Raw genomic sequence first — 12078 nt, 5'->3', positions numbered from 1 at the left:
TTGTCTATGCAAGCTTACTAGATGGCGACGATAATGACTAGCGCATAATGCATGAATTTAGTGTGTAAAAATGATGTATTGAAAACTGCTTTTATGTTCAGCTTTTAAACTGTTATCTTATAAGGGAATCCACTGGTGCGTTCTATTCGTCGCGACAATTGATGTTATACTAAAGCAATTATTTTAAGCTTTTCAGTGTAGTTAAGTTTATTTGCACATGTTTATTTACATCGTCGTACAGACATTGAATCCTTTGAGCCAGATTTCAACACCTGCTTATATCGTCTTCTTTTAGACTATCATAAGTTCTCATTTTAGGGTGTCGCTATCACTTAGAGTGAGTTACTTGAGCAAAATCATAAGTCTTTTATAAAGGCTTATATAAGATTTAGACTCAGCATATCAGCTCAATATTTGAGCTTGGTATGCCAGAGCGCAGTTTTGAGTTAATTTCGGATTTACTTTGATTTTATTTGAAATCAATGCAGACACACCAAATTTTAATAATATATCGATAGGAACAATAACAATGTCAAAAGACACTGATAACCCCAACTCTAACACCTCAAACGAAGCCAGTAAGACCAATAAACCACAAGATACTGTCACTTTTGCCTTAGCTCAATCACATTTTTTGGTCGGCGATATCTCAACCAACGTCGAAAAAATGCGTACCCTAGCATTACAAGCACGCGAACAGGGTGCTGACGTAATCGTATTCCCAGAGTTAGCGCTACTAGGCTACCCTCCACAAGATTTATTGCTACGCCCAAGCTTATCAGGCCGTGTGAAAAGCGCTTTATCTACTTTGAGTGATATTGATGATATCGTCATGATCGTCGGCTATCCGCATGTCGACCATCACGGTACTTTTAACTCTGCTGCCATCCTGCATAATGGTCATCAAAAAGGCTTTTATCATAAGCAAATTTTGCCAAATTATGGCGTGTTTGATGAGCGTCGCTACTTCGATAAAGGTCGTAATCAAGTTTTATTTGACTATAAAGGCATTACTATTGGTCTGCTTATCTGTGAAGATTTGTGGGAAAAAGGGCCTATCTCTGAGCTTAAAAAGCAAGGTGCTGATCTAATCGTAAGCTTAAATGCCTCACCTTTTGAGATTGAAAAGCAAGACAATCGCAAAACCATGCTTGCCAAGCGTAGCCGTGAAAACAAACTACCTATCGTCTATGTCAACGCAGTGGGCGGGCAAGACGATCTAGTGTTTGATGGTGGCTCTATGGCTGTACAAGCTGACGGTAGCATTGCTCATGAAGCGCCGCGCTTTATGAACCAGTTGCTACTGGCTACGTTAGACGTCAAAACTGCTAAATTCAACGAGCAGACCAAAGCGCCTCTAACCTTGAGCCGTGAATCTGAAATGTATCAAGCGTTAGTCGTCGGTCTACGCGACTATGTTAACCATTCAGGGTTCTCTGGCATTATTGTCGGGTTGTCAGGTGGTATTGACTCGGCATTGACGCTTTGTATTGCTGTTGACGCTCTAGGCGCTGATAAGGTATATGCGGTCATGATGCCATACGAGTATACCTCTCAAATCAGTCTAGAAGATGCTCAAGCACAGGCGCGCCGCTTAAATGTTTCTTACACCGTCTGCCCTATTTTTGACGCTGTCGAAGGCATCCGTCATACGCTAGCGCCGTTATTCAATAAGTCGCCAGCGGATACGACAGAAGAAAACATCCAAGCGCGCGCTCGCGGTGTGATTTTGATGGCATTGTCCAATAAATTCGGTCATTTAGTTATCACGACTGGTAACAAGTCAGAATTGGCTGTTGGTTACTCAACGCTATATGGCGACATGGCTGGCGGCTTTGACGTACTAAAAGACGTATATAAGTCTCAAGTCTATAAATTGGCGAGCTATCGTAACCGTTTAGAAGATACGCCGGTTATTCCTGAGCGCGTTATTACTCGTCCGCCATCGGCTGAACTACGTCCAGATCAAAAAGATCAAGACAGCTTGCCAGACTACGATGTGTTAGATGGTATCTTGACGTCATATATCGATGAAGATATGGGCTATCAAGAGATTATTGATAAAGGCTTTGATGCTGAGATGGTCGCCAAAGTCATCAAGATGGTAGACAACAGCGAATACAAACGCTTGCAATCTCCTATCGGTACTAAGATTAGCCACAAAGCTTTTGGACGTGAGCGCCGTTATCCATTAGTCAATAAGTGGTCAATCAAAGGTTAATTACTACACACCTTTCAACTTTCACTATCTATAAGTCGAGAGGTACTAGTTAACCAGTTTTACAAGATATCGAATTTTTTACTATTAGCTGGGTGCTTGCCCAGCTTTTTTGGTTTTTATCCACCAAAAATTTTTACATCTAACCCGATTCTTTTCCACACAGTTTCACCAACTATTTTGCCTCAATTATCTTTATTTCTTTTTCGAGTACGTCATGAGTTTGCTAACCGCTAGTGTTTTTCTTCTTTTACTGCTTGCCTTAAGCACCTTTGTCTCTGCTGCTGAGATTGCCATCGCCGCAGGACGCAAAATCAAGCTCCAAATTATGGCAAAAGAAGGCGATGTTCGCGCGCTTGATGTCCTTAATATGCAAGAGCACCCTGGTAGTTTTATCACCGTCGTACAAATAGTGCTAAATGCGGTCGCTATTTCAGCTGGTGCCGTGGGTGAATCAGCCATCAGCCCTTATCTCGAGCACTTATTGAATAGTGAAACGATAGCATCAGTTATATCGTTTGTACTTATCACGAGTTTGTTTTCACTACTTGCCGACCTAATGCCCAGACGTTTGGCCATGTCAAATGCAGAGACGATAGCGGTACGGCTCGTACGCCCGATGATGTTGTTAATATTTATACTAAAGCCCATTATATGGGTGTTCGATGGGGCTGCAAATATCCTGTTTAAGCTTTTTGGTATTTCAACCATACGTCAAGATGATATGACACCAGAAGATATTTATGCAGTGATGGATGCTGGTGCCGAAGCGGGTGTACTAAAGAAGCAAGAGCATCACTTGATTGAAAATATCTTTGATATGCAGGAGCGTACCGTCACCTCAGTGATGAATCCTCGAGAAAATATCGTTTACTTTGATACCAAGACAAGTACCGAAGAAGTCGTGAATATCATGATTGAGCAGCCACATAATAAGTTTTTGGTCTGCAATGATGACGATTTAGAGCATATCATTGGCTATGTGGAATCTCGTAGCTTTTTAGCTTTGGTTTTGAACCAACAAGAAGTTGGCCTGACAAACAAAACTCTATTAAAACCAGCACTTTTCGTGCCTGATACGTTGTCTTTGTTTGAAGTATTAGAGATGTTTAAATCTACTGGCGCTGATTTTGCAGTCATCGTGAATGAATATGCCCTAGTCGTTGGTGTTATCACCTTAAAGGACGTGATGAGTATTGTGATGGGTGAGTTGGTAACGCTAGAAGAACAACCTATTGTCCAGCGCACTGACAACTCGTGGTTAATCGATGGCATGACCCCTATCGAAGATGTGATTCGTGCATTAGATATCGTCGACTTACCACGAAGTCAAAATTACGAGACTATCAGTGGATTTATGATGTATATGCTTCGAAAAATCCCTAAAAAGACTGACACGATTGAGTATGCCAATTATCGATTTGAGATTATCGCAACTGATAATCTTAAAATCACACAGATGCTAGTCACCAAATTAGAAGATGTCATTTAATTTACTAGCTAGTTAAAGAATGCTTAATTAGCCTATTCACATTGTTTCAAGCACGTTGACCAAAGATAGCAGTACCGACACGTACCATCGTTGTACCTTTTTCTATCGCTTCTGCCATATCACTACTCATACCCATACTAAGCGTATCCCAACCACTTAACTCTGGATAGTCAGCTTTAATCTCTTCAAACAACTGCTTAGTTCGAGCAAAAGCATCCGTATTTGCTTTAGCAGGAATAATCATCAGACCACGTAGCTGCAAACGCTCATACCCTTTGATCGCTGTTATCAGCTCTGGCAACTGGGCTGGCAAACATCCGGATTTGCTATCTTCGTTATCGATATTTAATTGGATCAGCACATTCAATGGTGGCAGGTCAGCTGGTCGCTGGTCATTCAATCGTTTGGCGATGATATCGCGCTCAACCGTTTGCACCCAATCAAAGTGCTCTGCAATGTCACGTGTTTTATTACGTTGAATACTACCGATATAATGCCAAACGATGCTCTTGCCTACAGGTTGAGTTTTAAGTTCAGTAATTTTTTCGATGGCTTCTTGTAGATAGTTTTCACCAAAATCACGCTGTCCCTGCTTCGCTAAAATTGCAATCATATCGGCAGGTTTCGTTTTCGAAACAGCCAGCAGCATAACATTATCAGCCTGTCTGTCAGCATGATCACACGCTTGCTTCATCTGCTTACTAACTTGTTGCCAGTTATCGATAAGTGTCACTTCATCAATATTGCCATTCATTTCCTTCATGCTTTGTCCTTATTGCTTGATTAATTTTTTAAAGTTTTTTTCTGCAATTTTTATTATAAAAAAAACATAACTATCCGATTTTTAAAGTAAATCAGAAATAACTTCTATAAGAATTATTTTAAAACGATACAGTTCTGGTTTTTCTTAATTTAGTAGATGGTTAAATACTCACAGTCTTGTTATGATATTGTTACATGCTTTAACATATGCTGCTGAATATGCTAGTGATGGTAAAGACCTGTACTAGTGAGCTTCTTGCCATTTCTTATTATACTAAGGCTATCGATGAATAGTTTACCACGTACTTTTATAGTGTTTTGTCTTACCTAGACTAAGTGATAGGAATATCAAATTATGGCTGAAAAAAATAATCTTAATATCGAAGACTTGCTGCGCTTTACCGTTAAGCATAAGGCGTCAGATTTACATATTTCAGCGGGTATGCCGGCAATGATACGTGTTGATGGTGAAATGACCCGTATCAATATGCCAGAGATGACCCATCAGGTCGTGCATCAGCTTATTTATGACATCATGAATGATAAGCAACGTGCCGATTTTGAAGAGTTTTTTGAAACGGATTTTTCTTTTGAAATTCCTAATCTAGCACGCTTCCGTGTCAACGCTTTTAATCAAAATCGCGGTGCAGGCGCTGTATTTCGTACCATTCCTTCTAAAGTATTAACGATGGAAGACTTAGGTATGGGCGATGTCTTTAGACGCGTTTCAGACTTTAAGCGTGGTGTGGTATTGGTCACGGGCCCAACAGGCTCAGGTAAGTCAACAACACTTGCGGCGATGATTGACTATATTAACGAAAGCCGAAAAGAGCATATTTTAACTATCGAAGACCCGATTGAATTTGTGCATCAATCTAAGAAAAGCTTGATCAACCAGCGTGAAGTACACCGTGATACTTTGGGTTTTGAGCCAGCATTACGCTCTGCCCTACGTGAGGATCCTGATGTTATTTTGGTCGGTGAGCTGCGTGACCTTGAGACCATCCGCTTAGCACTTACAGCGGCAGAGACCGGTCACTTAGTGTTCGGTACCTTGCATACCAGCTCAGCGGCTAAGACAATTGACCGTGTTATTGATGTATTCCCTGCTGCTGAAAAAGACATGATCCGCGCGATGCTGTCAGAATCATTGCAAGCTGTTATTTCACAGACATTGCTACGTCGTCAAGCAGGTGGACGTATAGCCGCCCATGAAATCATGATAGGTACCCCTGCTATCCGTAACTTGATACGTGAGAACAAAATCGCTCAAATGTACTCTGCCATCCAAACAGGTGCAGGCGATGGCATGATCACCCTTGATCAGACGTTAAAGAACTTGGTAAGTAAGGGAACCATTAGTAAAGATGTTGCACGTCCTTATGCCAAGCAACCCGAGGCATTTTTATAGTATTGATAGATAGTACTAACAGATACCACTAAAAATAATAAACAACTTATGGTCTCTGTAATTACTCTCTTACTTTTTACTCACGTATTTAAAATATGATTTTAACTGACTTACATCTGTTACAGGTGCGATATGGACATTGATAAACTATTACAATTAATGATCAGCAAAAATGGCTCTGACCTTTTTATTACTGCTGACGTAGCACCTTCCATAAAAGTGAATGGAAAAATTTTACCTGTCGGTAGAACACCTTTGAGTGCTGAGCAAACCATGAGATTGGTCAAAGGTGTAATGACGCCAAGCCAGCAAAAAGAGTTTGAAGAAACAAACGAGTGTCAATTTGCCATCTCTGATGAAGCGCAGCAAGCACGCTTTCGAGTCAGTGCATTTATACAGCGTGATATGGCAGGAATGATTTTACGGAAAATTGAAAACAACATTCCAACGGTCGAAGAGTTACGTTTACCGCCAGCGCTAAAAGAATTGGCCATGAAAAAACGCGGTATTATTCTATTAGTTGGCGCAACAGGTACAGGTAAATCTACTACCCTTGCAGCAATGATAGGACATCGCAATCAAAACTCTCATGGTCATATCATTACGATAGAAGACCCTATTGAGTTTGTTCATAAACATCGCGGCTGTATTATTACCCAACGTGAAGTTGGTATCGATACTCATTCATTTGAAGCAGGCCTAAAAAACACGCTACGCCAAGCACCCGATGTCATCTTAATCGGTGAGATTCGTAACCGTGAAGTCATGAGCTATGCTATTCAGTACGCAGAAACTGGCCATCTAGTGTTTGCAACGCTGCACGCAAACAACGCTAACCAAGCAATTGATCGTATCATTCACTTCTTTGAAACCAATCGCCATAATCAGTTGTTTATGGATTTGTCGTTAAACCTGCAAGCTATTATCGCGCAGCAACTTATCCCAACACCTGATGGTAAAGGGCGACGCGCTGCTATTGAGATTTTGCTAAATTCGCAGCTGATCAGTGACTATATCCGTAAAGGGGAAGTCCATGAAATCAAAGATGTGATGACACGCTCACGAGACAGTGGCATGCAAACCTTTGATCAGGCACTTTTTGATTTGTACGAACAAGGAGAAATAACGTATAAAGAAGCGATTCTACATGCTGACTCTCCTAATGATCTACGCCTAAAAATTAAGCTCAGCAGCAAAAACGGCAAGGCTAATTTAGATGAAGGTGCTGATAGTTTATCATTAGATGTAAGCTAAATTATTGTGCTTTCTACGCATAATAGACATATGAAAAGAAACCCTCGTTATAAATGACGAGGGTTTCTTTACTGTTCAATATCGTAGTAAGTACTAGCAGAAATAAGCGTTTCTACTTATACGCTAGATAATTACTTTGCGCTGTCTCTACAGGCTTGATCCGCGCAGATACCATATAGCACGAGAGAATGCCCAGACAGTTTAAAGCCATGTTTTTCTGCTACTTTCAACTGTTCTTCTTCGATGACTTCATTATGAAACTCTATAATCTTGCCACACACATCACAAACTAGGTGATCGTGATGCTCTTCTTGGGTGATCTCAAATACAGATAGATTGTTTTCAAAGTTATGACGCTCAACAATACCTGCTTGCTCAAACTGTGTTAGTACACGATAGACAGTGGCAAGACCTACGTCTTCACCTTGCTCAATAAGCGCCTTGTACACTTCTTCTGCACTCATGTGATGCAGCTCTGCGCTTTCTAATAGCTCTAAAATTTTGATACGAGGTAACGTGATCTTGAGTCCTGCTCTACGTAAATCTTGATTGGTAAAAGAAGCCATAATATCCCTTTTGACTGTGACAGTCTTAACAAATAGAAAATAGAAAATAGAAAATATGAGATAAATAATCAACAAAGATTATTTTTATTTAATATAAAGTAAATGATTAATAATAAACTGATGAAAATTACACAGACATCTCTCTTATTATTTTCTAAATATCGAGATGCAAGCCTATGAATTTAAAATATAATTAATCTAACCATTCAGATTGTGTTTGGTAAATAATGTCGTAAGTGGTAGGCAATTGCAAGTAAATGACGTATCATTTGTCCAAGATTGTCGGTCAGACTGGTACGACCTAACGCTGGCCACACCTAATTCATTTCTTATGAGTCATCTTACCATGATAAAGACATTAAATTTCCGTCCTTTAAGCCACACCAGCGCATTACGTAAGATCGTTATCACCAGTATGCTTAGCGCTACTGTTGCTATGTCTGGCTGCTCATTATTGAGTGTTTATAAGATTGATTTGCCACAAGGCACAGCGATTACGCAAACCCAAGCTCAAAAGCTAAAAGTGGGGATGAATCAAAACCAAGTGCTTTATACTCTTGGCAGCCCTGCGATTCGAGATACGCTTGAGCCTAAACGCTGGGATTATATCTATGACTACAAAGCAGGCACTGAAGGTAGCCGTAAAGGCATCGCAGATGTTAAAAACGCTAGCCAGCATTTAGTTGTTTACTTTGATGATAATGGTTTGGTCACGCGCATCGAAGGTATTGAGAGTCTGCCAGCATCATAGTTAGCAAAACCTATTAGCTTAGATAATTAACGGTTTAGCTACGAGATTTATTTTTGCGCTGAGACATAGGATCAGCGCTTAAACTGCGATATACCTCGATACGGTCAAAAGGCTGTAGCAAATAGCTTAATGGCTGTTTCTGCGCATAAATCCCTACATGCCAACGTTTCGCAGTTGGCGTGGTGATATCTATTACTTGCTCACACCACGCTGATAGTTCTGCAAATTTTTCAAGCCATCCTGCTTGCGCCAATGCTTCATGCAAACTAGTACTTTGTTTGACCTGCAAAGCTAGATAATGTTGGCGCTGCTCATCTTCAGCATACGCCAGATATACGGTCATTAGATTGGCTTGCGTAGACTGTGGCACGCTGCTGTCACGACCTTCGACTGTTAGCTCAACCACTGCATCACCCAACCTATCAATGCTAGCAGCAATGCTAATGGTACGACTAAACGTATCGCCACTCGCCACAAGTTATAAACTGCTTCATTGCTAAAATTTAACGACTTGCGTAGATGGCTAATCTTCATCTGCCAACCCGCAAATACTGATAATAATAGTACAGCAATGCTACTAATAATGACCAAGATGCCAACTAACCATGCTGTTGGTATCGCAACCACTAATAATAACGCTACAGCAAAAGTGATTATCAAACTAACTAATAATCCAAACTTATGCGTTAACTGTTGAGTACTGTAATGGAGCAAGTAACTGGCTACAAATAACACCCCGCCCCAATATAAAAGCTGTCCAATCGGCGGTAGCGACATACCACTAGTAAATAAAGCCACTACTCCTATCAGCAGTTGCAATACCCAAATCGGTAACACTAGCTTGGTTGCACGGTACTCACGAGTAGCCGCTCTGTTTTTTGCTTGCTGATTGTTTGCTTCTACCGCTGTGACGGTCTGCTTACTCACCAAGTTCTGACCGAACCAGTATAATCCTGTACCTGCACCAACACTGACTAATGCTAACGCGACTGCGCGAGCCCATTCCGTCAAACTGATATCAGTCATGGCAAAACCAGCATTTGGCACACCGTTTGCGAATCCTAGCAGCAACCCTATTACCATCAATCCTAAACCAATAGGTAGAGGCGCAACACCCAGCAAGCTTAAGAGTACTGCAATGACCATCAGACCTGCAGCAACTGCGAAGTTCGGTACATCGGGTACACTATTTAGCTCAGTTAATGCAGACAATATACCTGTACTTGCACCAGATATGACCAACGCTGCAATCACAATAGAGACTAATGCCGCTAACCAACCAAAGCTACGCCATATCGGACTGACATCTGCTTCACGAGTGAGCTTTTGCATACCCGCTAGAGGGCCTTCAACGCTACGATAGGCCAGTGCTATCTCAGCGTAAACAACTGGCAGCGCAACCAATACCATGGCTAATAGCCATAGTAACCAAAAGTCGATCTCACCAATTGACGCAGGTGCAAACCAACGAAATAGCAATAACGGTAGTAGCGCCGCGATAAAATAAGAAGCATAACGGATCATCATAATTTCAATCCAAACGATCTAATACCATTCACAAAAACTGGATTAGCAAACAAAACACGTGCAAGTACCACGCATAATAGACTGAACATGTTTGGCAAGGCTAATCGTATTTTGAAAATCGGTATAAAGTGAATAACGATAATTTATAATTATACAGAGCAACAACTGGCTTCTGTAAATGAATTCAGCTAAATACTATCTTAATATAAGGGACAAACAGTTATAAAAAAACCCCGAAATCGGGGTTTAGTCATTCAGATATCATCAATATGCGATTCAGTACTCAGTGGCTTTACTTAATGGTCTTCTATGCAACGCAAAGTATGTATCAGATATTGAATCAATGCTACTCAATTAGTGAATAGCACTTACATAATCTGACAAGATACGAATGTCACGATCTGATAGTTTCGATGCAACCGTTTGCATCATACCCATCTCGCCTTCTTTGGCTGCATCATTGACTCGTTTTTGATCATCGCTATCGATATCATCAACACGTCCAGCAGCACGGAATAGTTTTAGCTGAGTAGCAATATACTGAGCGTGCTGTCCGCCTAGCTTTGGAAATGCAGCCCAAGTATTACCTGCAGCATCTGGACCATGACAGCCGGCACAACCAATAACACCGCGTGACTTATCACCGCCCAAGAATAGCTTAGTCGCTTCTTGGTTGGTTGCAGGATTGCCGTAGCCAACGCCCCAAGGCGCTTGACTGGCGTAATAACCTGCTACGTTGGCTAGGTCTTGCTGAGATAGGTTAGCAACTTGTGACTGCATGATACCGTTTTTGCGATAACCTGCTTTAAAGTTGACTAGCTGTTTATATAGGTACTTTACGTTTTGGCCGCCAAGGTTTGGCTGTGCAGGAACAATGCTGACGCCATTAAGACCATGACAAGCGGCACAAACGGTTTCTGCAACTTTTTGACCTGCATTGACGTCATATTCAGGAACAACAATAGCAGCTTGTACGCTGAAACTTGCAACGCATAAGCTGGCAGCAGCGATTAACTTTTTCATTGATACAAATCCTACTAGCTCGGCGTAAGCATTATTTAGAGTGATTGCACTGGTAAGATACCTGATATAGCCGCCTCTTTAATCATGAGAATGGCGTATATTTTGAGGTCTTGGACACAAGCAGTCTGAAAGTACTTACTAACATCAGGGTTTATTTTCGATTATTATAGCAAGACTTTGTATCATTTGCCTACTTAATCATAGTATCCATCAGTTTTCTGGCAACACAATATACAATATACAATATACAATATGCAATATGATGCAAAAACAAAAAGCGCAGATAGGTTATTAGCCCAGCGCTTTATTTTATATGTTCAAATTATATTTATAAGTCGATTATTTGCTCATATATTCGATAAGTTTACGATAATCGTCATCACTACATTTGTCGCAAAGACCACCTGCTGGCATCTGTGGCATACCACCTTTGACGGACTTGATAAGCGTCGGCATACTTTTTTGTTTAATCAGCTGTTGCCATTTGGCACTATCACCTTTTTTAATGGCATTTAGCGCCCCACTATCGTGACAGGCTGCACATGAGTTATTATAGGTAGTGGCGATATCCGCCGCACCTGCGCTGCTAATCATAATGCCACTTAATAATAGTGCAGCACTGCTAGCCGTTATAGCGCGATAACTCGTGCTAAGAAGTTTACTGATTGAAAACATAGAGCACCTCCTCGTGATATTTCACGTGTCTCATCAATCGTTCTATTAAACGTCTCTCGTTAAACATTGTAACAATATATGTCATATAAACATAGATAATTTGGATATGGCTTTGTTAAAGCTGAGAACTTGTCTTAATGACAGGCCAACTTTAATGTTATCCTACTATTTATATGATGCTAATCGCAGTTATTTCAATAAGTAAGACGCGGAATAGTATAGAATAGCCAGTAATATTAAATAGCTACTTTTATGATTTGCACATAACTGTATTGATAAAGAACAGCCTTTTACCTTGGTTTACCTATTTCTTGACCAATTACTTGACCGCACCGATGACCTGAATCATCAGCTGACTAAAATTTTATAATCGCATCCAATTTTTTAAGATTAATGAGC

Annotated in this window: 11 protein-coding genes; 5 read left to right on the top strand and 6 right to left on the bottom strand. The window is 40.7% G+C overall.

Annotated elements, in window-relative coordinates; translation table 11 throughout:
* The first annotated feature begins 529 nt into the window (after positions 1-529).
* Together I3254_RS03280 and I3254_RS03275 are read left to right on the top strand one after the other, a co-directional pair.
* On the top strand, positions 530-2221 hold the full coding sequence (locus tag I3254_RS03280) for an NAD+ synthase (protein ID WP_102078089.1): 1692 nt from the start codon (positions 530-532) through the stop codon (positions 2219-2221).
* 214 nt (positions 2222-2435) lie between these two features.
* Positions 2436-3710, top strand: coding sequence for a hemolysin family protein (locus I3254_RS03275; RefSeq protein ID WP_238051115.1), 1275 nt, complete (start codon positions 2436-2438; stop codon positions 3708-3710).
* Between the two features lie 46 nt (positions 3711-3756).
* On the opposite strand, the gene I3254_RS03270 is transcribed toward I3254_RS03275, so the two are convergent.
* Positions 3757-4473, bottom strand: coding sequence for a YggS family pyridoxal phosphate-dependent enzyme (locus I3254_RS03270; RefSeq protein ID WP_269117495.1), 717 nt, complete (start codon positions 4471-4473; stop codon positions 3757-3759).
* A gap of 354 nt (positions 4474-4827) precedes the next feature.
* On the opposite strand from I3254_RS03270, the gene I3254_RS03265 reads away from it, so the two are divergent.
* Together I3254_RS03265 and I3254_RS03260 are read left to right on the top strand one after the other, a co-directional pair.
* Positions 4828-5883 carry a type IV pilus twitching motility protein PilT gene (locus I3254_RS03265; RefSeq protein WP_057758253.1) on the top strand — a complete coding sequence of 352 codons (1056 nt, stop codon included), beginning with the start codon at positions 4828-4830 and terminating at the stop codon, positions 5881-5883.
* Positions 5884-6015: 132 nt separating this feature from the next.
* Positions 6016-7137, top strand: coding sequence for a PilT/PilU family type 4a pilus ATPase (locus I3254_RS03260; RefSeq protein ID WP_238051114.1), 1122 nt, complete (start codon positions 6016-6018; stop codon positions 7135-7137).
* 131 nt (positions 7138-7268) lie between these two features.
* Here the strand turns inward: I3254_RS03260 and fur are convergent, their stop codons facing one another.
* Positions 7269-7703 (bottom strand): ferric iron uptake transcriptional regulator, encoded by a 435-nt coding sequence (fur, locus tag I3254_RS03255; protein ID WP_102090787.1) that lies wholly within the window; start codon positions 7701-7703, stop codon positions 7269-7271.
* Between the two features lie 331 nt (positions 7704-8034).
* On the opposite strand from fur, the gene bamE reads away from it, so the two are divergent.
* Positions 8035-8454, top strand: a complete 420-nt coding sequence (gene bamE / locus I3254_RS03250; RefSeq protein ID WP_057758247.1) for an outer membrane protein assembly factor BamE — start codon at positions 8035-8037, stop codon at positions 8452-8454.
* A gap of 34 nt (positions 8455-8488) precedes the next feature.
* Here bamE and I3254_RS03245 read toward each other — a convergent pair whose 3' ends face one another.
* From I3254_RS03245 to I3254_RS03230, 4 genes are all read right to left on the bottom strand, one after another.
* A complete protein-coding gene (locus I3254_RS03245; RefSeq protein ID WP_238051113.1) occupies positions 8489-8860 on the bottom strand; it encodes an RnfH family protein in 372 nt (123 codons plus the stop codon).
* A complete protein-coding gene (locus I3254_RS03240; RefSeq protein WP_238051112.1) occupies positions 8848-9981 on the bottom strand; it encodes a hypothetical protein in 1134 nt (377 codons plus the stop codon). The genes I3254_RS03245 and I3254_RS03240 overlap by 13 nt, the downstream gene beginning before the upstream one ends.
* A 354-nt stretch (positions 9982-10335) precedes the next feature.
* A complete protein-coding gene (locus I3254_RS03235) occupies positions 10336-11004 on the bottom strand; it encodes a c-type cytochrome (RefSeq protein ID WP_238051111.1) in 669 nt (222 codons plus the stop codon).
* A gap of 339 nt (positions 11005-11343) precedes the next feature.
* Positions 11344-11679, bottom strand: a complete 336-nt coding sequence (locus I3254_RS03230) for a c-type cytochrome (RefSeq protein ID WP_057758239.1) — start codon at positions 11677-11679, stop codon at positions 11344-11346.
* Positions 11680-12078: the final 399 nt, after the last annotated feature.

Origin of the sequence: Psychrobacter sp. Ps2 (genome assembly GCF_022129405.1) — a bacterium.
In the GTDB taxonomy this organism is placed as follows: domain Bacteria; phylum Pseudomonadota; class Gammaproteobacteria; order Pseudomonadales; family Moraxellaceae; genus Psychrobacter.
This window is presented reverse-complemented; position numbering and strand designations above follow the sequence as displayed.